General features: G+C 59.9%; 19 protein-coding genes and 2 pseudogenes. 17 read left to right on the top strand and 4 right to left on the bottom strand.

The window, feature by feature from the left end; genetic code table 11:
* Positions 1-122 precede the first annotated feature (122 nt).
* Positions 123-545 (top strand): hypothetical protein, encoded by a 423-nt coding sequence (locus tag GM79_RS03675; RefSeq protein WP_035559420.1) that lies wholly within the window; start codon positions 123-125, stop codon positions 543-545.
* Positions 546-801: 256 nt separating this feature from the next.
* On the opposite strand, the gene GM79_RS25335 is transcribed toward GM79_RS03675, so the two are convergent.
* On the bottom strand, positions 802-1,065 hold the full coding sequence (locus GM79_RS25335) for a hypothetical protein (RefSeq protein ID WP_161787108.1): 264 nt from the start codon (positions 1,063-1,065) through the stop codon (positions 802-804).
* Between the two features lie 94 nt (positions 1,066-1,159).
* Here GM79_RS25335 and GM79_RS03665 point away from each other — a divergent pair, with 94 nt between their 5' ends.
* Positions 1,160-2,008, top strand: a complete 849-nt coding sequence (locus GM79_RS03665) for a M12 family metallopeptidase (RefSeq protein WP_035559414.1) — start codon at positions 1,160-1,162, stop codon at positions 2,006-2,008.
* 281 nt (positions 2,009-2,289) lie between these two features.
* Positions 2,290-3,078, top strand: a complete 789-nt coding sequence (locus tag GM79_RS03660) for an SDR family NAD(P)-dependent oxidoreductase (RefSeq protein ID WP_035559411.1) — start codon at positions 2,290-2,292, stop codon at positions 3,076-3,078.
* 206 nt (positions 3,079-3,284) lie between these two features.
* Here GM79_RS03660 and GM79_RS25950 read toward each other — a convergent pair whose 3' ends face one another.
* A complete protein-coding gene (locus tag GM79_RS25950) occupies positions 3,285-4,256 on the bottom strand; it encodes an SEC-C metal-binding domain-containing protein (protein ID WP_035559408.1) in 972 nt (323 codons plus the stop codon).
* 245 nt (positions 4,257-4,501) lie between these two features.
* Between GM79_RS25950 and GM79_RS03650 the strand changes: the two genes are divergently transcribed.
* From GM79_RS03650 to GM79_RS03615, 10 genes and pseudogenes are all read left to right on the top strand, one after another.
* Positions 4,502-5,128 (top strand): chloramphenicol acetyltransferase, encoded by a 627-nt coding sequence (locus GM79_RS03650; protein ID WP_035559404.1) that lies wholly within the window; start codon positions 4,502-4,504, stop codon positions 5,126-5,128.
* A gap of 270 nt (positions 5,129-5,398) precedes the next feature.
* Positions 5,399-6,685: a M20/M25/M40 family metallo-hydrolase gene (locus GM79_RS03645; protein ID WP_035559402.1), complete on the top strand. Its 1,287-nt coding sequence runs from the start codon at positions 5,399-5,401 to the stop codon at positions 6,683-6,685.
* A 157-nt stretch (positions 6,686-6,842) separates the two neighbouring features.
* Positions 6,843-7,289: pseudogene (locus GM79_RS26440) on the top strand (aldo/keto reductase); the annotation flags it as partial.
* A gap of 98 nt (positions 7,290-7,387) precedes the next feature.
* Positions 7,388-7,717, top strand: coding sequence for an aldo/keto reductase (locus GM79_RS26225; protein WP_051718469.1), 330 nt, complete (start codon positions 7,388-7,390; stop codon positions 7,715-7,717).
* 195 nt (positions 7,718-7,912) lie between these two features.
* Positions 7,913-8,995, top strand: a complete 1,083-nt coding sequence (locus GM79_RS22700) for an OmpA family protein (RefSeq protein ID WP_051718468.1) — start codon at positions 7,913-7,915, stop codon at positions 8,993-8,995.
* 97 nt (positions 8,996-9,092) lie between these two features.
* Complete coding sequence (locus GM79_RS03630) at positions 9,093-9,677, top strand: pseudouridine synthase (protein ID WP_035559399.1); 585 nt, start codon at positions 9,093-9,095, stop codon at positions 9,675-9,677.
* 94 nt (positions 9,678-9,771) lie between these two features.
* Complete coding sequence (locus GM79_RS26220; RefSeq protein ID WP_262489431.1) at positions 9,772-9,906, top strand: hypothetical protein; 135 nt, start codon at positions 9,772-9,774, stop codon at positions 9,904-9,906.
* 229 nt (positions 9,907-10,135) lie between these two features.
* Positions 10,136-10,768 (top strand): FKBP-type peptidyl-prolyl cis-trans isomerase, encoded by a 633-nt coding sequence (locus GM79_RS03625; RefSeq protein WP_035559396.1) that lies wholly within the window; start codon positions 10,136-10,138, stop codon positions 10,766-10,768.
* Between the two features lie 102 nt (positions 10,769-10,870).
* Positions 10,871-11,485: a hypothetical protein gene (locus GM79_RS03620; protein ID WP_152559804.1), complete on the top strand. Its 615-nt coding sequence runs from the start codon at positions 10,871-10,873 to the stop codon at positions 11,483-11,485.
* Positions 11,486-11,629: 144 nt separating this feature from the next.
* Entirely contained in the window at positions 11,630-13,564 is a 1,935-nt protein-coding gene (locus tag GM79_RS03615; protein WP_035559391.1) for a KUP/HAK/KT family potassium transporter, read from the top strand.
* Positions 13,565-13,654: 90 nt separating this feature from the next.
* On the opposite strand, the gene GM79_RS03610 is transcribed toward GM79_RS03615, so the two are convergent.
* Positions 13,655-15,475, bottom strand: a complete 1,821-nt coding sequence (locus GM79_RS03610) for a M61 family metallopeptidase (RefSeq protein WP_081867535.1) — start codon at positions 15,473-15,475, stop codon at positions 13,655-13,657.
* A 133-nt stretch (positions 15,476-15,608) separates the two neighbouring features.
* On the opposite strand from GM79_RS03610, the gene GM79_RS03605 reads away from it, so the two are divergent.
* From GM79_RS03605 to GM79_RS03595, 3 genes are all read left to right on the top strand, one after another.
* On the top strand, positions 15,609-16,208 hold the full coding sequence (locus GM79_RS03605; protein WP_051718467.1) for a C40 family peptidase: 600 nt from the start codon (positions 15,609-15,611) through the stop codon (positions 16,206-16,208).
* Positions 16,209-16,969: 761 nt separating this feature from the next.
* On the top strand, positions 16,970-17,341 hold the full coding sequence (locus GM79_RS03600) for a DUF2147 domain-containing protein (RefSeq protein ID WP_235183909.1): 372 nt from the start codon (positions 16,970-16,972) through the stop codon (positions 17,339-17,341).
* A gap of 193 nt (positions 17,342-17,534) precedes the next feature.
* Positions 17,535-18,170 (top strand): hypothetical protein, encoded by a 636-nt coding sequence (locus tag GM79_RS03595; RefSeq protein ID WP_035559384.1) that lies wholly within the window; start codon positions 17,535-17,537, stop codon positions 18,168-18,170.
* Positions 18,171-18,276: 106 nt separating this feature from the next.
* On the opposite strand, the gene GM79_RS22695 is transcribed toward GM79_RS03595, so the two are convergent.
* Positions 18,277-20,355 carry a M1 family metallopeptidase gene (locus GM79_RS22695; RefSeq protein WP_051718466.1) on the bottom strand — a complete coding sequence of 693 codons (2,079 nt, stop codon included), beginning with the start codon at positions 20,353-20,355 and terminating at the stop codon, positions 18,277-18,279.
* 208 nt (positions 20,356-20,563) lie between these two features.
* On the opposite strand from GM79_RS22695, the pseudogene GM79_RS03585 reads away from it, so the two are divergent.
* Positions 20,564-22,047: pseudogene (locus GM79_RS03585) on the top strand (hypothetical protein); the annotation flags it as partial.

The following is a 22,047-nucleotide window of genomic DNA, read 5'->3' as shown; positions in this document are numbered from 1 at the left end:
GAGGCCCGGCGTCAGAATGCGCTGGCCCAGTTGCGCCGTCGCTACAATGCCCTTGATGAGCTAACGGGCAAAACCGCCGCTGAACGGGTCGCAGAGCTGCGCGAACGCCGCACGGCTCGCTAATGCTGGACGAAGCCCGCATTCGGTTCTGCGATTGGGGCGCAGGCGGCGGCAGTCTGGAGTACGATATCAGCCAGTTGCACCACGACTGGGACGTAGTGATTCAGACGTACGAGGTCCGGGGCACCAGCTACGAGGGACAGCTGATTTACACCAGCGACTTCACGGTATTCCGACACGGCTCGGCGGTGCCAGATGATTTTGCCAGGTATCCGGCGGCGCACAAGCGGCCGCTTTGGGAAATAATTTTCGCCATCAAGCAGCGCTTTTTGGATGAAGTGCAGCCAGCTATTATAGAGCATTTCATTAAAGCGCCCTATGGGGTGAAGCAACGCCTGGCCCTTTACCAGAAGCACCTGAACTTGCTGGATTACGACGTGGAACAGACCAGCCATACCTTCACCTTCATCCGAAAGGCCATTTAGCAAGCTTCGGAAGCTGCTTCCCCCGCCACTTCAAGCGGCGGCGGGGGCGCTGGGGGCAGGCGGAGCAAGTGGGAAAAAACTGCCAGTAAGCTTTAAACTGGCGCGAGTTTAGGCGAGGCATAACTCGCTACCGACTATTGAGATGGAATTTGTACCGCCATTGCCGCAACGCGGCAAACTCGTGGGATGGGCGGTTGCCTGGCTTTTGCAAATCGTTCTGTTGCGAGTCACCGCCTCGCCCGAGAGTTGGCGCGAGTTACAGCTGCGCCTGCCATTCGGGCCACCAGTAAGCCAGGATTAGGCCGGGGTTGACGCAAGAATATTTGATATACAGGATGTCAACCAACCCATCGGCGTCGGGCATAGTGGGCGCTACTGCAGGAAAAATCCCGCCGGGCTTAGCGCCAGGCAATGGCCACACAATATTAGAACTTTTGCAATACATACACATCTTCGCTGTCGTTAATAAATTCATGCCTTTAAAGCCTAAATAAGCTATATTTCGTAAAAAATCATCCATAAAATTGAAATATTCATCAATAATCTGACACATTTCAATACATTTGCTTTCTCACAAGCTATTGAAAACTCACCAACCAACTTTCATTTTACCTATGAACAAGCAGCTCACTTCCCTCCTCCTACTGTCGGCAAGCATTAGCACATTCTCTTTGATGACGGGTTGCAGCAAAGACCAGGAATCGGCCCCACTGCAAGTGGATGCCAGCAGCCAGGATGCAAAGGTGGAACAGGCCTATCCCAGCCAAACAGGCCATAGCCAGGTCGGCAGATTGGGCAGCGAGACAATTGAGTACCGCAAAATCAACGGCGATAACGTGTACGAAGGCGACATTCTGCTGACCGACGCGCAGGTGAGTACCAGCGGCCCCCAAACCGAGAGTGCTGGCCGTACCACGGGCAAGTGGCCCTCCGCCATTGTGTACTACACCATCGACGCGGCCCTGCCCAACCAAGCGCGCGTTACCGACGCCATTGCCCATTGGCAGACCAACACGGCCATCCGGTTCGTGAAGCGCACAAACCAAAGCAACTACCTGACCTTCCGCGTCGGCTCGGGCTGCTCGTCGAATATCGGCATGGTGGGCGGCCGCCAGTACATCAACCTGGCCTCGGGCTGCACCACCGGCAACAACATTCACGAAATTGGCCACGCACTGGGCCTGTTCCACGAGCAAACCCGCAACGACCGCGACACTTACGTCAACATCCTGACGCAGAATATTCAGTCCGGCTACGCAAACAACTTCGTTCGGTACTCCACTTCGGGCTACAGCGGGGCCGACTTTGGCGCCCTCGATTTTGGCTCAATCATGATGTACGGCTCCTTCTCGTTCTCTTCAAACGGCCAGCCCACCATCACCAAGAAAGATGGCTCCACGTTCAGCATTCAGCGCACCGGCCTTTCTACCGGCGACAAGAGCGGCATCGACATCATGTACTAATAGCGTTTTGACTTCGTCGCTGAGGATGCTTTGCGCATTCTGTTCGTGAGCCTTGCTGAATAAATTTTTCATGGCCTTGCATTTGCGGCGTCCACGCTTCGATTAGAAAAAGGGCACCCACACGGGGTGCCCTTTTTTATTTGTGGGCGCAGCTTGGCAGCAAAGACAGGTTGACGCCCCAGGCCGCCCCGCTGAAACGAGCATAAGCATCCCAACCTTTCGGGAGCCGGACTGGTACAACCAAGCAGGCTGCCCACCCACCATTCCGGCAGCCCAGCCCGATGGAACTAGCCAACAAGAAAGTATTGATAACCGGCGGCAGCGCCGGCATTGGCAAAGCCCTGTTGGCCGAATTCCTGCGGCACGGCGTGCGCGACGTTGCTGTGATGGGCCGCAAGCAGGACGCCCTCGATGCCCTGCAGCAGGGATTCCCGGAGGTCCGGCTCCTGCTCATAGCCGGCGACGTGGGCCAGCCCGCCGACCTCGACCGCGCCGTGGCCACCATTGCCCGCGAGTGGGGCGGGCTCGACATTCTAGTGAACAACGCCGGGGTAGTGAGCGCTGGCCTGCTGGCCGACCAGTCCGACGATGACATCATCAGCCAAATCAACATCAACCTCACCGGCCTTATTCTCCTCACCAAGAAAGCCCTGCCCCTGCTGCTGCAAAGCCCCGAGGCGGCGCTGATGAATATTTCTTCCGGCTATGGCTATCTGGCCATGCCCTTCTACAGCGTGTATGCCGCTACCAAAGCCGCCATTCGCCAGTTTTCGGATGCTATGCGCCGCGAGCTTTTCCAGCACCCGCTGCATGTGATGACGGTGTACCCCTCCGCTACCGACACGCCCATGATGAAAACCGCCGTGGTGAAGGGCATGGACTCGGCCGAGGACGTGGCCAAAGCGTCGGTAGAAGGCCTGCTGGCCAGCCAAATCAACGTCATCATGGGCGGGGCCGAGCGCGAGGCGCAAATTAAAACCAATTTCCTGGAGCCGCTCAAAATCGACGCTGTGGCTGCCACCAACTACGAAGCCCTGCGCGAACGCACTGCCCAGCACCGCTCCATGTAACCGGCAGGCCTCAGACGGGCATGCGCTACGGCTCGTCGGTCTGGGCCGGGTGTGGCAAGTTTTGTTCAAATCAAGCCACTTGCAACTTCCTTAGCCACGATAAGCGGCGGCGTTTTGCTTCCATCGTTCGATGGCCCAGCCTAGCTTGGTCCGCACAGTGGATGCGCGTGCTGGCGGGGCGAAAGTTGCGCTAGCATCCACTGCTATCATCCGCAGCACTTTTTGTACTTCTTGCCGCTGCCGCAGGGGCACGGGTCGTTACGGCCAATTTTGGGCAGTACCAGCCGGGGCTGTTGCGGCATAGCCTCGCGCCGTATTCGGGCATATTCTGCTTCTTGCTGGGCCCGGCGCCGGGCAATGTTGGCGGCGTCGGGGTGAAAGGGCGAGTAGTTTTCCGGATTGTCGCGCAGCACCTGGTAGCGGGCGAAAATATCCGGCGACGGCAGCAACGGATTCGGCGTATCGAAGTCAATATCATCAATTCCGCCGGCCATGCTTTCGTCTACCAGGTTCAGGCGGTGCAGCTCCCGTAATTCGGGCTCCAGCTCGCGCAGGCCCGCTTCCTGCACGTCGGCCAGCAGCATTCCCAGGTAGTCTTCCGGCCCGGAGCAGAACGTATCCGCATCGGCCGGTAAGAGCTGCGCGGCCTGGTCGGCGTGCGTAATGATGTGCCGCAGGTAGCCCTGCAAAAACGCACTGATGGCAGGTCGCAGGTCGGTGTGCTCCGTGGCTAGCCGCGCAATAGCCCCGGAGGCAACCAAGCGGTGCTGAAGTATCATTTCCGGGTCTTCCAGCATTACCAGCAGTTCGGGCAGCCGCGTTTGGCCGGCGCGGGCCAGCAGGTCCGGCACCTCCTCAAACAACAGGTCGTCGAACCAGAAATCGGTGCTATCCGAGTCCAGACGCAGCACGCGGCGGTATACGTCCAGGGCCTCGGGGGCGTGCAGGTCGTGTAGCAGGTAAAGGGCGTGGAAGAAGTGATAAGTGTCCCACCATTCGCTGTCATCTAACTCCCCTTTCAGGAAAGCATCCAACGTGCTGTCGGTGATTTTCAGCAGCTCGGGCACGGCCTTTTCCGGCCCCAGGGCCAGTATTTCGCGCAGCACGGTGTCGTCAATAAAGTAGTCGCGTTCGAAAAGGCGCTCGAACACCGGGTAGGCAAATGCAGGTCGGGTCATGGGAAAAATCGGCTTATTAAGGAGAGCGTGCCGCCCGGCGGCCCGGGTCACGCGCCTGCGTAGTATCTGGCAACGAGCAGCTTGCTATGCGTGCAGCCGCGACAAGCAACCGTTGAGGGCGCTAATGTAGCGCACCCCGGAAAAATGCCCAACCCTTACGGCTTTACCTAATGGACGCACACGCGGAGCACTGCTATCTGCATCCAGAAGCCACCCCGGCAATAATCGCCGAACTTTGCTGGCCCATGAAGCACCTAATTGACCAAGCCAGTTGGAACCGGCGCGAGCATTTCGCCTTCTTCTCCGCGTTTGAAGAGCCCTTTTTTGGCCTGGTGGCCACCGTAGACTGCACCCGCGCCCTGGCCGAGGCCCGGCGGCTCGGCGTGCCGTTTTTCCTGTATTACCTGAACGCGGCGTTGCGGGCGGCAAACGAGGTGGAGGCCTTTCGCTACCGCATCGAAGACGGGCAAGTGTACTGCTACGACCGCATTCATGCCTCGGCCACCATCGGCCGGCCCGACCACACGTTTGCTTTCTCCTTCATAGAGCACCAGGCCGGGCTGGCAGAATTCCTGCTAATGGCCCAGGCCGAAATCGCGGCCGTGCAAGCCAGCCAGGGCCTGCGCCTGAACGAGACCACCGGCCGGCCCGATGTCATCCACTTTTCGGCCCTGCCGTGGGTGCGCTTCACCGGCCTGAGCCACGCCCGCAGCTTCACGCACCCCGACAGCTGCCCCAAAATTTCGGTGGGCCAGACGTATGTGGAAGGCGCAGCCACGCTCATGCCCGTGTCCGTCAACATCCACCACGGGCTGGCCGACGGCTACCACGTGGGGCTTTTCCTAACGGCGTTTCAGAAGCAGCTGGGCTAGACGGAGTCTGTTGCAGACGACCGACAAGCGGCACGCGGCCCTGGCCTTGCAGCCGGGTGCCAGCACGCCCGCCACCGCAGGGTTTGCTGCGTACCATCGCCCAGCAGCTGCGTGCACCAAGGCCCGCCGCTTATGCCGAGTAGCGCGCATTAAGCGCCGGGCCACGAGGGAGCAGAATTTGAGCAGTCCATTGCGAGGGTGTATAGTTGGAAAATTCTGACCAGAGGGTGCTACCTTCAGCCCGCTCCGCCATTTCTTTCGACCTGCACTGTGAAAAAAACCCTGTTTGCCGTTGCCCTCCTTTGTTGTACGGCTGCGGCCCAAGCGCAAAAGCTCACGGCCACTGAACGGAAAATTGTGGCCTCGGTGCAGCAGAACATGCCCCAAACCGAAAAGCTGCTCGAACAGGTGGTGAACATCAACAGCGGCACGCTCAACCTGAAAGGCGTGCGCGAAGTGGGCACGGTATTTCAAAAGGAGTTTGACGCCCTGGGCTTTAAAACGGAGTGGGTGCCCATGCCCGAAACCATGAACCGCGCGGGCCACTTAGTGGCGCAGCAGAAAGGCAAAAAAGGCAAGAAGCTGCTGCTTATTGGCCACCTCGACACGGTTTTTGAGCTGGACATGCCGTTCACGAAGTACACCCGCCTGAACGACTCCACCGCCACCGGACAGGGCGTGAATGACATGAAAGGCGGCGACGTGGTAATACTGGCGGCGCTGCAGGCCCTGAAAGCCAACGGGCTGCTGCGCGACGCCTCCATTACCGCCTACTTTACCGGCGACGAAGAGCGCGGCGGCAAAGGGCCGGAAAGCCGCGCCGATTTTATTGCCAAAGCCAGGGAAGCTGAAGTAGCCCTGGCCTTCGAGACGGCCACCAACCTCCACACCGTTGCCACGGCCCGCCGCGGCAGCAGCACCTGGCAGCTCAAAACCTACGGCAAAGCGGCTCATTCCTCGGGCATTTTCAAGCCGGCTGTGGGCTATGGCGCCATCTACGAAGCCGCCCGGATTCTGAATTCCTTCCGGGAGACGCTCAGCCAGGAGCAGTACCTTACCTTCAATCCGGGCTTGATAGTGGGAGGGTCGGAAGTGAACTACGACGAAGCGCAGGCCCGCGGCCAGGTGGTGGGCAAAACCAACATCATAGCCCCTGGCGCCACCGTAACCGGCGACTTACGCTTTCTGACCGAGGAGCAGAAGGAAGCAGCCCGTACCAAGATGCGGGCAATTGTGACCCAAAGCCTGCCCGCTACCCGGGCCGAGATAACCTTCGCCGACGGCCTGCCGGGCATGGCTCCTACGGCGGGCAACCAGCAGCTGGCCGCGCTGGCCGACCAAACCAGCCGCGACCTGGGCTTTGGCCCGGTAGCCGCCGGCGACCCCGGCTCCCGTGGCGGCGGCGACATTTCCTACGTGGCGCAGTATGTCGACTGTCTGGACGGGTTGGGGGTATCGGGCAAGGGCGCACACGCCGTCGGCGAAACCATCAACCTGAAGGAATTCCCCATGTTGGTGCAGCGCGCCGCCCTCATGATATACCGTCTCACCCGGTAGCCGAGCTGGGCTGCCAGCACCCCACATGCGTACCTGTGCTGCTTGAATTGCGCGATGGTATTTGGTTGGCGAAACACTATAGCCGCCATCCTGGTAGAGGCCTCAGAAACTGCGCCCTTATCAGCCGTACCAGCGGTGGGCCATCATCCCCGCTCCCATGACCACGACCATCACCATTGCCCAACACTCCGCGCAGCCGCTCACCGTTTCGCGCCTTGGCTACGGCACCATGCGCCTCACCGGCCCCGACATCTGGGGCGAGCCCAATAACCGCCCTGAGGCGCTGGAAATTCTGAAAACTGCCGTGGCTGCAGGCGTCAACTTCCTCGACACGGCCGACTATTATGGCGAGGACGTGACCAACCGGCTCATTGCCGAGGCCCTGCATCCCTACCCGGCCGGCCTGATTATCTGCTCGAAAGTGGGCGCCACCCGCCGGCCCGACAAAAGCTGGGTGCCCTTCAACACCCCCGAAAACCTGCGCACCAGCATCGACAACAACCTGCGCACCCTGAAGCAGGAGCAAATTCAGCTGGTGCACCTGCGGCTGATGGGCCACGGCCCGGTGCCGCTGGCCGAGCAGCTCGGGGCCATGTTTGAGCTGCAGCGGGAAGGCAAAATCCTGCACGTCGGCCTCAGCAACGTGACCCGCGACGAGCTGGAAGCCGGCCTGCAGCTTGGGCCATCGCCACCGTCGAAAACATGTACAGCTACGCCCAGCGCACCACCGTGCAGCTGCCCCACGGCGCCAACCCCGGCGGCGAGGAAGTGCTGGATTTGTGCGAGCAGCACGGCATTCCGCTCATTCCCTTCTTCTCGCTGGTGCACGGCCTGCCCAACGCGGGCCAAAAGATGGCCGAAATGGCCCAAAAGCACAACGCCACCGTGGCGCAGCTCAACATTGCCTGGCTGCTGCACAAGTCGCACTGGCTGCTGCCCATTCCGGGCACCTCCTCGCTGGCGCACTTCCGGGAGAATATGCAGGCCGCGGATATCCGGCTGAGCGCGGAGGACATGGCATACCTGGGGTAAAACCGCAAACTATTGCCTCTCTACCTTATTCACAAAGCTGTACGCCAACCCGAGAACTGCTCTATTTTTGGCCTTTTGGTCAACAGTGTAATCGTGATAACGCCCTTCGCAGGCTCAGAATGACAACGCTATTGACTTTCTAAACAGCTTCCTTATTTTCGACGTGCTGAGTTCATTTTTCACTTCTGAACACCCATGAAACGCAGCTTTTGGTACGGCCTCGCCATATTATTGCACTGGGCCGCGCCCACCCATGCCCAGACCCTGCTAACGGGCGCCTGGCAGGGTGTGGAAACCGACACGCGCGAGGCTGGCCGCGTTTGGCCCGCAGTGCTCCGGCTGCAAAAAAGCCAGTCGCAGGGCCTGTTTGGGGTGCTTTATCAGGAAGTGGGCAGCACCCCCGGTATTTCGGTCACATTCCAGATGCGTGGCAGGCAAACCGGTACCGAAGTACGGCTGGAACACCAGCGCAAGCTCATCGAAACCGGCCAGACCCAGTCCAGCTACTGGTGCGAGGGCGCCCTGACCCTTACTTACGACGCCGCGCAGGAAAAACTCTCCGGCAGCGCCACCTACCGCCCTATCGCCGACTGCGACCACGGCACCTTCACCTTCTACCGCATCAAGCTAAAATCGCCCGGCACGGTGCAAGCCGGCACCCTGGCCACGCACCGCGTCACGGGCCGCAACGTGCGCTGGTACGCCGATGCAGCCCTGAAACAGCCCGTGGCGGCCGGCAACACGCACCGCGCCACCCTCAACAAAACCACCACTTTCTACCTCACCCAAAACTATTACCCCACCAGCGAAAGCCCCGTGGTGCCCATCACCATCCAGGTAGCGGGCACGGCGCCCCGGCGGCCGACAGCCGTATCACCGATTCCGGCGCGCAAGCCCGCTCCCGCGCAAGCAAATGCCGCGCGTCGGCCGCCGGCTCCCGGCGTGGTGCCCACGCCAGTGGTGCTGCCCACCGTATTGTTCGGGTTGGGCACTGCGCAGCTGCTGCCCACCGGCGTTCCGGCCCTCAACCGCCTGGCCGCGGAGCTGCTGGCTCGCCCACTCTTGCGCATCCGGGTGGCGGGGCACACCGATAATGTCGGGGAGTCCGATAAAAACCAGGCACTGTCGGAGCAGCGGGCCGAAGCAGTAAAAGCCTACCTGGTGAAAGCAAAAATCGCCCCGGCGCGCATCAGTACCGTGGGCTACGGCGGCTCCCAGCCATTGCACCCCTCACCCGATGCCCGCAACCGGCGCGTAGAAGTGCAGCAGGTACCGTAGTCCTGTTATGCATGCCTGGCCTGAATTAATCACACAATAAACCCTGTTCAACAAGTTGAGCATAAACGAGAAAGCCCCTGGCTTATTACCTAACACGATGTTGCCCACCGCAGAAAACCCCACCCACCGCCACTTTCTTATTCACAAGCCCTACGGCTACCTCAGCCAGTTTGTGGGCGAAGCCAAGAAGAAAAAGCTGGGCGGGTTTCATGATTTTCCGGCCGGCATCATGGCCATTGGCCGGCTCGACGAGGACAGCGAAGGCCTGCTCCTGCTCACCACCGACGGGCGCATGAGCGAATACATCCGCAGCAAGAAGGTAGAAAAAGAATACTACGCCCAACTGGACGGCCTGATTGACGATGAAGCCCTGGCCCGCCTGCAAGCCGGCGTGGAAATTGGCATTCACAACGTGCGCTACCAAACCAACCCGTGCAAGGCGTTTCGGCTGAGCTCCGCGCCGGCCTTCGCGCCCCGCGCCCGCAAAATCCGCGACGACCGACACGGGCCCACCTGCTGGGTTTCCATCACCCTCACCGAGGGCAAGTACCGCCAGCTCCGGAAAATGACCGCCGCCGTGGGCTTTCCCACGCTGCGACTGGTGCGGGTGCGGGTGGGCGGCGTGCTGCTGGGCGATATGCCGTCGGGCGCGGTGCTGGAAGTAACTGACCTGGAAGGTTAAGGCAAGGTTAATTTACGCTGCATGCATAACAAATTAACCGATTCTTCGTATCTTTGCACAGGAATCAATCAATAGCCTGATTCGCCACATCATTATGAAAAAGACCACCGTTTTATCGTTTTCTTCCCTGTTGCTGCTGGGCAGCATGAGCTACCTGGCTGCCAAAGTGGCCGGCCTGGACCTGACCTTTTTCTTCCACGGCGACGACGACCAGCACTTGTATTGCTAACCCCTATTTTATCGGTTATACTAGTCCTGAGGAATTATATTTAGAAAAGAACCCGGCTCATTGGCCGGGTTTTTTGTTTTGAACCCGGCCATTACGACCGGTTGATACGGTTCGGCCCGGCTTTTGGAACTTTGGTTCGCAAGCGGCGTAACCCGTTTGTTCCTTCTTTCACTGGTGGCGGTGCTTTTGGCACGAAGGTCCGTCGCTTCACTTCCCCCCTTTCCTGCCCATGAACCTCGATTCCCACCAAGCTCAGGTGAGCTACATTATTGGCCGCGACCTGGCCCGCAATTTCGCCCAGCAGGGCCTCGACCTGGACGTAGATACCCTGGCCGGTGCGCTAAAGGAAGGCCTGCAGGGCCTGCCCAGCCGCCTCACCCAGGAAGAAATGCAGGCCGCCATGCAGCAATTGCAAGAGACAATGGGCGGCGCCGATGACGACCAACAAGACCAAGACCCCAACGCCATGAACAACAACAAAGCCGAAGGCGAAGCCTTCCTCGCCCAAAACGCCAGCAAGTCGGGCGTGACCACTCTGCCCAGCGGCCTGCAGTACGAAGTGCTGAACCAGGGCACTGGCAACAAGCCCTCGCTGGGCTCTTCCGTAACCACGCACTACCACGGCACCCTGATTAACGGCACCGTGTTCGACAGCAGCTACCAGCGGGGCCAGCCCGCCACCTTCCCCGTGAACGGCGTGATTGCCGGCTGGACAGAAGCCCTGCAGCTCATGCCCGAGGGCTCGAAGTACCGCCTCTACATTCCTTCGGACCTGGCCTATGGCAAGCGGGGCGCCGGCCGCGACATTCCCGGCGACACGGCCCTGATTTTCGACGTGGAGCTGATTAAAGTAAATAACTAAAGCGACGTGGTGGTGAAAAATGGCTTTTCAGCTTACACCACCACGCGCCTGGTTGTGCCCCACTGGACCCACTCCAGCAGCACGTTGGCTGTTTCCGCACCCATGAACGAATCCGAGAATCAGCTGCCTGCTGCCCCACTGCCACCCGTGGCCCCGGAAGAATCTTCCGGGGCCGCTTTGGTTTCGGCCCCGCGCTACGAGGCCCTGGCCGCGCCGCCGGAGCCGCCCGCCCCCCTGCCCAACCTGGAGAGCAAAGACGGCCGGGTGGTGCTGACCGATACGACGCTGACGGTGCGAAAAACCACCTTTCTGCTCCGGGAGCTGGAACGCGCTGAGCTCACGCCGGTACGCTGGATACTGTGGTACCTGCTGGGCGGCATGGGGCTTGCTTCCGTTATGATTGCTTTTTTGCAAAACTGGCTGCGTACCGGGCCTGCCATGCTGGGCATGGCCCTCACGGCCTTGCTGCTCATCTACGGCCACCGCGGCACCAACCGCCTACGCCTGCACCGGCTGGGGCGCGAAATGGTGAATTTTGCCCTGCCGGGCGATACCCGGCCCTGGCAGCGCCTGACGGCCGAAATCAACCGCCGCATCTTCCGCGTGCACGACCTCGCCGCGCGGGAGGCTGCCGCCCTGCTAGCCGCCGCCGATGAAGCCAGCCGCCAGGCGGCGCAAGCCGCTGCCGACGCGGCAGCAACAGAAGAACCCGCCTAAGAATAACCGGGTAATTATTTACTGGTCAGGCACCTAATATTTCATTAGGGCACACTGCCCCGCTTTCCCCCAGTGGTTGGCTGCTACCTTCGCGCTTTAAAATTATTAGTGGCGCTCGGCGCTACTCCTTGTTGACCCCAATTCATGGACTCTAAACATTCGCATACCGCCGTTTCGGGGGCGGGCTTGCTGATTGCCCTCGGCATTATTTATGGCGACATTGGCACGTCGCCGCTCTACGTGATGAAGGCCATCGTACCGGGCCTGATTGACCCGCTGCTGGTGTATGGCGGCATTTCCTGCGTGCTCTGGACGCTCACGCTGCAAACTACGGTGAAGTACGTGCTGCTGACCCTGAACGCAGACAACAACGGGGAAGGCGGCATTTTCTCGCTCTACGCCCTGGTGCGGCGCCGGGGCGCGTGGCTGTCGGCAGTGGCCATTATCGGCGGAGCGGCGCTGCTGGCCGATGGTGTGATTACGCCGCCGATTTCGGTGTCGTCGGCCATTGAAGGCTTGCAGGCCGTGTACCCGAGCCTGCCCACCGTGCCCATTGTCATTGCCATTATCCTGGGGCTATTTATGATGCAAAGCTTTGGCACTCAGATTGTTGGCAAAGCGTTCGGGCCCCTGATGGCGGTGTGGTTTACCATGCTAGCAGTGCTGGGGATTTCGGGTATTATCATGCACCCGGAGATTCTGAAAGCCGTGAATCCGGCCTATGCTTACCGGTTGCTGGTGGAGTATCCCGGCGGTTTCTGGCTGCTCGGCGCCGTGTTTCTGTGCACCACCGGAGCCGAGGCGCTGTATTCGGACCTGGGCCACTGCGGCAAAGGCAACATCCGCATCAGCTGGATTTTTGTTAAGACGTGCCTGCTGCTCAACTACTTCGGTCAGGGTGGCTGGCTGATTGCGCACCAGGGCGAGCAGCTGGCCGGGCGCAACCCGTTCTATCAGCTCATGCCCTCCTGGTTTCTGCTCATCGGGGTGGGCATTGCTACCATTGCGGCCATCATTGCCTCGCAGGCGCTTATCACGGGCTCGTTTACGCTGGTGGCCGAGGCCATTCGCCTCAACATGTGGCCCAAGGTGAAGCTCAACTACCCCACCGACGTAAAAGGCCAGCTTTTTGTACCCAGCATGAACCGCCTGCTGCTTCTGGGTTGCGTGGGCGTGGTGCTATACTTTGAAAAGTCAGAAAATATGGAAGCGGCTTACGGCCTGGCCATCACCCTGACCATGATGATGACCACGCTGCTGCTCACCGTGTGGCTGCGGTCCAAGCGCGTGGCCTTGCCGCTGGTTTATGGCTTTGCCATCGTGTACGGGCTGATTGAAGGCTCTTTTCTTGTTGCCAACCTTATCAAGTTTCCTCACGGTGGCTGGGTGTCGTTGGCCATCGGGACCGCGCTGATGGCGGTGATGTACGTGTGGCTGAAGGCGTTTTACATCAAGCGCCGCCTCACGGAGTTTGTGCGGCTGGAGCCCTACGTGGAGGCCCTCAAGCAGCTTAGCGACGATGAATCCATTCCCAAGTATGCCACCCACTTAGTGTTTCTGACCTCGGCGGAACGCAGTTCCGAGATTGAACAGAAAATTATCTACTCCATCTTTCAGAAGCGCCCCAAGCGGGCCGACATCTACTGGTTTATCCACGTAGAAACCACCGACGAGCCGTACACCATGGAGTATAAGGTGACCGAAGTGGCCAAGGACGACGTGTTTCGCATCAATTTCCGGCTGGGTTTCCGGGTGCAGCAGCGCATCAATCTGTACTTCCGCAAGGTGATTGAGGACCTGGTGCGCAACAAGGAAGTAGACATCACCTCGCGCTACGAGTCGCTCAGCAAGCAGCACGTCACCGGCGATTTCCGCTTCGTGGTGCTGGAAAAATTCCTCAGCGTGGAAAACGACTTCCCCACCCTGGAGAAACTCGTGATGCAGGCCTACTTCTACATCCGCCAGTTCATCGCTTCGGAAGACCAGTATTTCGGGCTCGACACCTCCTCGGTGAAAGTAGAGAAAGTCCCCCTGGTCATTGCCCCCGTGAGCGAAGTCGCTCTGACCCGAATTGTCTGACGCCCACGATATTGCAGTTTTTTTTATTATAAAAAGAGGCCCGTGCAACATGCTGCACGGGCCTCTTTTTATGCCTCCGGTCAAACCACTTTACTTATTCGTTCCCAGCCACTTGGCCAGCACCTTTTGCTGGGCGGCGGTGGGGCTGGCCACGGGCTGAACCGTGTACTTGCGGTCCGGGTCGGCGGTGGCTTTCAGAGTGAGGTCGCGGGTGAGGCCGTCGCGGCGCACCTGCAGCTTCAGCTCGGTGCCCACGGGGCTGCCCAGCAGCTGCTTGGCCGACTCCTCGGTAGGGGCGCTGCCGTTGATGAGCAGCACCTCGTCGTTCACGTTCAGGCCGCCGTTCCAGGCGGCGAGGTCGCGTTCCACGTTCGTGACGAAGAAGCGGCCGCCGCGGTTGGCAAAGGAGGCGCCCAGCGTGCCGTTGGGGTTCAGCGGTGCCACGTTCAGCGCCAAGCCGGCGTAGCCCAGCACGGTCGCATAATCCAGCGTTTTGGTGCCGTACACGCTGTTTTGGAAGAAGTCGTCGTAGCGACGGCCGGCCACCGTAGCCACGGCATCCTGGAATTCCTTGTCGGTAAAGCCCCGGTTGGCCTTCTTGTAGTACGTGTCGTAGAGCAGCCGGAATACGTCGTCGAGGTGCTTTTGGCCTTTGGTGGCTTCGGCAATGCTCAGGTCGAGCACGGTGCCAATCAGGTCGCCCTTGGAGTAGTAGCTGATTTCGGTATTGCTGGTGTTTTCATTGGGGCGGTAGGCCCGAATCCAGGCGTCAAAGCTCGAGGCGGCGGCGGACTGCACCCGGTTGCCGGGCGTATTTTCTACCTGCGTGATGGTGTTGCCCAGCTTGCCCAAAAATTCCTCCTGCGAGAGAATACCGGCCCGCAGGTTAATCATTCTGGCGTAGTACGACGTCATGCCTTCGCTCACCCACAGCATGTTGGTATAGTTCTCCTGGTCGTAGTTAAACGGCCCCAGGGCCACCGGGCGGATGCGCTTCACGTTCCACAAGTGGAAGTATTCGTGCGCCGCCAAGTCCAGAAACGACTTATAGCCTGCCTCGGTGCTGTAGGTGGTGCGGCCCACTTCCAGCGTCGTGGAGTTGAGGTGCTCCAGGCCGCCGCCGCCGCGCTCCAGGTGGTGCACGATGAAGAGGTAGCGGTCGAGCGGGTTTTGGCCGACCACGCGGTGAGCTTCCTCGCACACCTTCTTCAGGTCGGCCATCAGCTTGGGCTCGTCCACGGTGTAGGTTCCGTACATGGCCACTTGGTGCGGCGTGCCATTGGCCGTGAATTCCAGCACTTTGTGGGTGCCGATTTCGATGGGCGAATCGGCCAGCTCGTCGTAGCTGGCGGCTTTGTAGGTAAACTTGCCAGGGCTTGGCTTCAGGGCGGTGCTCACCTGCGTCCAGCCGGCGGCGGGCTCTACCACTACCGTGCTGCCCAGCGACTTGTTCTCGGCAGGGTACATGAACACGCTGGTGCCGTTGAGGTAGCCGTGGTCGGCGTCGATAAACGACGTGCGCACCGACAGCTCGTAGGCATATACCTTGTAGCTAACCTGGAAATTCGTCTGTTTGGGGTGGCGCACCCGCCAGGTATTTTTGTTGAGCTTCTCCACCGCCAGGGCCTGCCCGCCGGTAGTGCGAGCCTGGAAGCCTTCCACGTTTTTGGCGTACTCGCGCACCAGGTAGGAGCCCGGCGCCCACACCGGAATTTTAACGTCAGTGTATTCGGCTGGAAAGCCGCCGAAGTCCATTTTCACCTCGAAATAATGGGTTTGGGGCGCGGGCATGGCCAGCGTGTAGCGTAGCGTGGGCACCACGGCTGCGGGGGTGGCCGCAGCGCCGAAGCTGCTGGTCAGCAGCCCGGCCAACGCCAGATGACGAACCAGGGATTTTGAATTATTGAGCATTGGCAATGTTAAGAGTTGGGTCAAGGGCACAAAGTAAGTCCTTTCGGCTGCCTCCAACCTAGTAGTAAGTCGCGCCGTTAGTAGCGGTGGTGACGCTTAGGACACCACCGCTACCTTTTCCATTCCGTAACCCATGCGTTTCCTCTGGCTGATTTTTGTAGGACTGGCGGTGGCCATGCTCGCGCTGCTGCCGCGCCTGAACACTCCGAAGCCCCAGCCACAAGTGCTGGCAACACCGGCGCCCGCCACCCAGCCGGCCCTGAGCAGCGGGACGCCGCATCTGGCCGTGCTCACCACGCCGGCGCACGCCGAGCGGCTGGTAGGCGAGGCCTCCCGCCGCGACAGCATCGTACGCTACGCGCTTCAACAGCTGGGCAGCCCCTACCTCTACGCCGGCACCTCGCCCACAACTGGCTTTGACTGCTCAGGCTTCGTGCAGTTTGTGTACCAGCGCTTTGGCATTCCGGCACCGCATTCCACGGCGCTACTCATCAACGTAGGCCAGCCCGTGCCCCGGGCCGACGCCCGGCCCGGCGACCTGGTAGTATTCACCGGCACGGCCCCGGCCGCCACCACGCCCGGCCACGCGGGCATCATCATTTTGGCCAAACCGGGTGGGCCTATTCGGTTCGTGCATGCCTCTTCGGCCCGCCGCGAACCCGGCGTGAAGGTGAGTCAGGTTGAAGGCACCGACTACGAGCGGCGCTTTATGCAGGTGCGCCGGGTACTGTAGCTGGGAGGGTTAAGTTTTAATGGTTGAAGGTTGATTTGTTTGAAGTTGTACCAAAATTCTAGTCTGGTACTTAAAACTCAACCCTCAACCCTTCCTAGACGCAGCGATGCCCGGCCTGCCTCTGCCGTCCCACTAAAGGGCGACTGGGCAAACCGGGCATCTAATCCTTCAAATCTTACCGAGCGGCGAAACTGGGGTACAGTTCCGGCGTCCACTACTGAGAGTAAGACCTGGCCGAATGTGGGAAGCCTTAGGAGCTACCCCACGAAGCTGTTGTTAGGCGCGTACTGCGGTGAAGCGTACGACATTCGACAGGCTGGGCAGGATTTGTTTGGGACTACTAGACATTATGTACCTCCTTTCTTTACGTTCGACATAACCCCGCTCGCGCGGCCCAGCACCTTAGGGCTGCTTGAGAAGGGCCGTAGCACTCACTACTGAGCGGTAAAGTTAATAGCGAACCGTAAGGTTCAAAATTTGCGAATCCTTTTTACAGCCAATATGGCCCTGCAGCATCTTATTGGCTGATTTTCAGCCCAGTTTATTTTACCAGGGCTTGGTTCGTTTCACGGATTTCTTAAAAGCGTGAAGTTGGCAGTAAACTTGCAATGTCGTCAATGGGTGCTTCGGACAGATGCTCCGGAATTTTTATCCTACCTTTTCCCTTCAACCCACACTTATACCATTCTGAAATGAAAAAAACGCTGCTTTTACTCGTTGCCCTTGTACTTGGGGTAGTTGGTTTTGCGTCTGCGCAATCAATGTCGCCGCTTGGTATCTGGACCAATTCGGAAAAGAAGGCAACATTCGAAATCTACAAATGCGGCAACAAGCTATGTGGCAAAATCGTGAGCCTGACTACTCCTAACGACCCCGCTACGGGCAAGCCTAAAACCGACTCGCAAAATCCAGATGCGAAACTTCGGAGCCGCCCCCGGCTGGGCATGGTATTCATGGAAGGCTTTGAATACGACGACGATAACAAATGGGACGATGGTAAAATCTACGACCCCGAAAGCGGCAAATCGTATTCCTGCTACATGAAAATGGAGAATGCCAACACCATGGAAGTCAAAGGCTACATTGGCTTCTCACTCATCGGCAAATCACAAACCTGGACCCGCGTTAAATAAGCCCTTTCAGGTTGCTCTTCCCATCTTAGCCAGGTTGGTTTCTTCGCGGAAGCCGGCCTGGCTAAACTGTAAATGGGCGGCTTAGCAAAGGTTCTGATTTCTTCTTTTACTGCTCTTTTGGGGCCCTACACGGCCGCGCATCCAAAAACTATTTGCGGAAACGCGTGTTTCGGAACTATTAGCATTTCGCGTTTTGCTCGATTTTATCCACAACCTTTTTCGCTCAACAGCGGGCGCTCCGGTAGCCTGGCATGCCGTGGCCTTATCGCCCGCCCAGGCGCGGCGCCATACGCGTTGGGTCGAAGAGCGGGTGTACTTGAACTGGCTCGGGCCTTATTTCAAGGCTTACCACCTACGCAAAGGCGGCGCGGCGGGCAGCCGGGGCTTTCAGGTGCAATTGCTCCAGGAAAGTGGCTGTCAAGGCGTGCTGCTGCTGTTTCACCCCAGCATTGGGCCCGGCAACTTTCGGCATTTTTTCGAGCACTTAGGTGAGCGGTTGACCGCCTTGGGCTACCACCGCGCCTGCGCCGACGAGTGCCGCCAGCAGCACCAACAGCACACCGAAACCACGCTCAAACAGTTCTTCAAACCCAACCCCACCGACTGCCCGCAAACGGGCAACTGCGACCAGAAATTTGGCCTGGTCACCATCGATTTGGTGGCCATGAATCGCCAGCCGGTATTCATTCGTCTTACCAGCAACCCCGTGCTGCAACCGGGCTTTACGCCCGCTCGCTCGCTCGATGAATTACTGAAAGCCTTACTAGAAGCCCCGGCCGCCGATGCCGCGATTGAAGCCAAAATTGCCGAATACCACGACGCATTTTGAGTATTCAGCTGCAAGCAATTACGTGTAGGCTGCCGCCCTCATTCAAAAACCAAAAAAAGCCGTCCCCACCAAGGAACGGCTTTTTTTGGTTTTTGAATGAGGGTAGTTATTCCCGAACGAACCGGCCCTGGCCCACCAGTTGTCCGCCGCTTAGTAGCCGCAGGTGGTAGAGGCCCGCAGCCAATTTCCGGGTGTCAAGCTGCGGCAGAGCGGCGGTTATTTCCTGCCGCAGTACCACCCGGCCGGTCGCATCGGTGGCCTCGGCCGTGACGCGGGCGGCGGGTAAGGCAGCCAGCAGCAGCAGCTCGCGGCAAGGGTTGGGATAGAGGGCCAGGGCGGGCAGGCCGGCACCGGGCCGGGTAGCCAGCAGCGTATTGTCACGGACCGGGACCGGGCTGGAGCGGTCCAGTAGCCACTGGTCGGGGTCGACGGCCACGCTGGCCACGGTGCCGGTCACGACCAGTTGGAAGGTTTCGGAGGCCTGCCCTTGGTGCAGGCGCACGGTTTGGGTAGTGCCGTTGGTGAAGGTCAGGCGGTAGTCCACATCGGTTTCAAAAAACGGGGTCACAGCAGGCACAGAGGTAGTTTCGGTCACGCGCAGCACCAAATTGCTGCCGCCCTGGTTCCACCGGGCCGTGAACGTGGGATAGCCCCGCCCCCGAAACCACTGCTCGAAAAAGTAATCCAGGGACCGGCCGGATTCGGCCTCGAAAATGCGTTGCATGTCGACGGTGCGGGCGGTAGAGCCGCCAAACTGAGTTTGGTAAGTGCGCAGCGCCCGGAAAAATTTGGTATCGTCATCGAGCAGATACCGGAGCATGTGTACCACGCCCGCCCCCTTTTTGTAGCTCAGAAAATAATCAAAAATACGGTCCACATTGGTTGTATCGGGCACGTACACGCTGCCGGAGTGCTGGAAAGCCAGGTCATGCGCGCTATTCATCCAATTGCGGGCATTGGCGGGCGTGCTAAACGCCTGCAGCGAGAGGTATTCGCCGTAGGAAGCGAAGCTTTCATTCAGCCAGATGTCCTGCCAGCTAGCGCAGGTCACGTTGTCGCCAAACCATTGGTGAAATAGCTCGTGCGCCGTCAGAGTAAAGGAAAACCCGTCCTGCGTGGTCATGGTTTGGTGCTCCATACCGCCGAATATTGGCGCCATCGCGTGGCCGTATTTCTCGTTTGCGAAGGGATAGAGCCCCACCAAAGCGGAAAAATTTTCGATAAAGCCGGGCGTGAGGTCGGCTGAGCTTTTCCAGTAATCGAGGTAGTTTTGGTCGTAGACGTAGTTTACGATGGGAACGCGCGGCCCACCCGCCGGATTGGCGTAGTTCACGTATTCGAGGTAGGGCGCTATGGCCACTGAAATCAGGTAGTAGGCAATGGGATGGCGCGATTTCCACTCGTAGCGCACCCGGTTGGCGGGCAGCGGCACGGTGCGCGCCAGCACGCCGTTGGACGCGACTTTGTTGGGCAGCGCGGTCGTGACCCAGACATCCGACGAGTCGGCCTTATCGGTGAGCACCTGCTTGCAGGGAAACCACTCGTGCGCCGAAAACGGCTCCGACAATGACCAGGTCACGTTGAAAGGAAACGTCGGGGCTCCTCTGTACGTGTCCAGGTTCACCCGGCTCCGGTTGCTCAGGCCGTTGCCAATGGCCGCCGAGTTGCCGCTGGGCGCCTTGCCGTGGTAGTAAATCCGGGCATCGGCCAGGGTGTTGGCCAGGGCGGGCTGGGCAAGTTTGGCCGTAGCGTCGGGGCCCTGGCGCAGAATGCCAGGCGAGCGCCGGCCGTTCACCACCACCGAGTCGATGAGCAGCGTGGCCGTACCGGACGGCGAATTTGCGGGGGCCTGATACAGCTCAAAGGCCAGGGAATCGAGCGGCTGGCCGCCCACCCGAATACGCATCCACACCGACCCAGCCACATTCAGGGATGTGTTTTCCATGGCCACGTCCAGCTTGTAGTACTTCACGTCGTAGCGCTCCATTTTGGCCCGGTGCGAAACCGAGGCAGTGGCCGGCCGCTGGGCCGCGCGCACGTGGCCCGCCGCACAAAGCCGCCCGCCGTCCAGCTCGGCCTGGCTAAGGGTTTGCAGGGGCGCAGCCAGGCGCGGCTGCTGGGCCTGGCCTGAGAGCGGCGCCCCAAAAAGGCCACTGACCAGGAGCTTACAAAGTAGATTTCGCATGCAATAAGTAAATATTGTTAGGAGTTTGCTTTTGAAAGGAACCGGCGAAATCCGCCGGCCTCCCGAAGGTAGGCCGGCGCCGGCTAAATGGCCCGTTTCAGCCGAGGTATCACGCTGATTCGCGAACACTACCAAACGGCCAGAAGTTGGTTTTTACCACCGTATATTTCGGCTTGTTCCGGTTTTAATACACTTTCTACCCTGTCCGATGCCTTTTCGCTTCTTACTGCCCGGCGCCGGTTGGCCAGCTTTGCTGCTGTGTTTGGGTAGTTGGCTACTGGCAGCGGCCCCGGCAAAAGCCACGCACATCGTGGGCGGCGAAATGGAGCTGAAGCACAACGGCGGGGATTCTTACACCCTGCTGGTGAATCTGTACTTCGACGTCGTGAACGGCAGGTCCAGCGCACTGGATGCGGACCTGACGGCCACCATCTTCGAGAAAGGCAGCAACCGGCGCATCACCAACGTACTACTGCCGCTCTTATCCAACGCCCTCGTCGATTACACCATCCCGGCCTGCGCCTCGCCCCTGCTCAGCACCCGCAAAATGGTGTACAGCCGGGCCATTACACTACCGGCCAACACATATGCCAACGCCCAGGGCTACTACGTGGCCGTGGAGCGGTGCTGCCGCAACGAGGACATCAGCAACATTGTGGCCCCCGATAAAGCAGCCCAGGTCTTTTATCTGGAGTTTCCGGCGGTGGTGCGGCGCGGCCAGCCATTTCGGGACTCCACGCCGGGCCTGTTTCCGGCTCTGGTCGACTATGCCTGCCGCAACGAGCTGTTCACCTTTGATTTTGGGGGCCGGGATGCCGATGGCGACTCGCTGGCCTACGACCTGGTGACGCCCCTGAACGGCAATTCCGATGAGGTGACGCCCAAGCCGGCCACGGCCAGCGCCGCTCCCTACGACCTCATTCAGTGGAATGCGGGCCTGGGCACCACCAATCAGATTCCCGGGCAGCCCACCCTCGCCATCGACCCAGTTCGGGGCCGCCTCACGGTGCGGCCCGCTACCACCGGCTTGTTCGCGTTTGGCGTGCGCTGCACGGAATTTCGGGAGGGCGAGAAAATTGGCGAGACGCGCCGCGACTTCCAGCTCAAAGTACTTGACTGCGCCGCCAACGCCGCGCCCAGCCTGGCGCTGCTGCCCGCCCCCACCGGCCGGTTGCCCTACCGGCCCGGCCGCGATACCCTGCGCCTGCTGCCGGGCGGCAACCGCTGCGTCCGCCTCCGCTTCACCGACCCCGACCCCAATTCCCGCCTGAGCTTGTCGCTGAATCCAGTCAATTTTTCGGGGCTCCTACCCGATTTCACCACCGCCAGCAGCGGCACGGTACGCACGCCGGGCGCCCCCGATACCCTCAGCACCACGCTGTGCTTCCCGGAGTGCATCGATACCGAAGGCCGGGTGTTTTACCTGGATGTGGTGGTGGCTGACGACGGTTGCAGCCAACCCAAGCGCGACACGGTACGGGTGGCCTTTCTGGCTTCGCCGCCGGCCAACGCACCGCCCACCATCGCTACCACCGCCGGGCCGGGCCGGCCGCTGCAGGTTCGGGTGGGCGATTTGCTGGCATTCGACGTGCTTGGGTCCGACGCGGACGGTGACGACGTGCAACTGGAAATGGCGGGGCAGGGCTTCGACCCGGCCAATGTAGGAGCCGTGCTTGCACAGGGCGCGGTAGG

The sequence above is a fragment of the Hymenobacter sp. IS2118 genome (assembly GCF_000715495.1).
Classification (GTDB): Bacteria; Bacteroidota; Bacteroidia; order Cytophagales; family Hymenobacteraceae; genus Hymenobacter.
The sequence above is the reverse complement of the archived record's forward strand: the minus strand, read 5'-3'. Positions and strand labels throughout refer to the sequence as shown.

Excerpts from the sequence above, each read along its gene's own strand:
- GM79_RS03675 (WP_035559420.1), top strand. The coding sequence starts at position 123 with ATGCTGGACGAAGCCCGCATTCGGTTCTGCGATTGGGGCGCAGGCGGC.
- GM79_RS25335 (WP_161787108.1), bottom strand. The coding sequence starts at position 1,065 with ATGGATGATTTTTTACGAAATATAGCTTATTTAGGCTTTAAAGGCATG.
- GM79_RS03665 (WP_035559414.1), top strand. The coding sequence starts at position 1,160 with ATGAACAAGCAGCTCACTTCCCTCCTCCTACTGTCGGCAAGCATTAGC.
- GM79_RS03660 (WP_035559411.1), top strand. The coding sequence starts at position 2,290 with ATGGAACTAGCCAACAAGAAAGTATTGATAACCGGCGGCAGCGCCGGC.
- GM79_RS25950 (WP_035559408.1), bottom strand. The coding sequence starts at position 4,256 with ATGACCCGACCTGCATTTGCCTACCCGGTGTTCGAGCGCCTTTTCGAA.
- GM79_RS03650 (WP_035559404.1), top strand. The coding sequence starts at position 4,502 with ATGAAGCACCTAATTGACCAAGCCAGTTGGAACCGGCGCGAGCATTTC.
- GM79_RS26225 (WP_051718469.1), top strand. The coding sequence starts at position 7,388 with ATGTACAGCTACGCCCAGCGCACCACCGTGCAGCTGCCCCACGGCGCC.
- GM79_RS22700 (WP_051718468.1), top strand. The coding sequence starts at position 7,913 with ATGAAACGCAGCTTTTGGTACGGCCTCGCCATATTATTGCACTGGGCC.
- GM79_RS03630 (WP_035559399.1), top strand. The coding sequence starts at position 9,093 with ATGTTGCCCACCGCAGAAAACCCCACCCACCGCCACTTTCTTATTCAC.
- GM79_RS26220 (WP_262489431.1), top strand. The coding sequence starts at position 9,772 with ATGAAAAAGACCACCGTTTTATCGTTTTCTTCCCTGTTGCTGCTGGGC.
- GM79_RS03625 (WP_035559396.1), top strand. The coding sequence starts at position 10,136 with ATGAACCTCGATTCCCACCAAGCTCAGGTGAGCTACATTATTGGCCGC.
- GM79_RS03620 (WP_152559804.1), top strand. The coding sequence starts at position 10,871 with ATGAACGAATCCGAGAATCAGCTGCCTGCTGCCCCACTGCCACCCGTG.
- GM79_RS03615 (WP_035559391.1), top strand. The coding sequence starts at position 11,630 with ATGGACTCTAAACATTCGCATACCGCCGTTTCGGGGGCGGGCTTGCTG.
- GM79_RS03610 (WP_081867535.1), bottom strand. The coding sequence starts at position 15,475 with ATGCTCAATAATTCAAAATCCCTGGTTCGTCATCTGGCGTTGGCCGGG.
- GM79_RS03605 (WP_051718467.1), top strand. The coding sequence starts at position 15,609 with ATGCGTTTCCTCTGGCTGATTTTTGTAGGACTGGCGGTGGCCATGCTC.
- GM79_RS03600 (WP_235183909.1), top strand. The coding sequence starts at position 16,970 with ATGTCGCCGCTTGGTATCTGGACCAATTCGGAAAAGAAGGCAACATTC.
- GM79_RS22695 (WP_051718466.1), bottom strand. The coding sequence starts at position 20,355 with ATGCGAAATCTACTTTGTAAGCTCCTGGTCAGTGGCCTTTTTGGGGCG.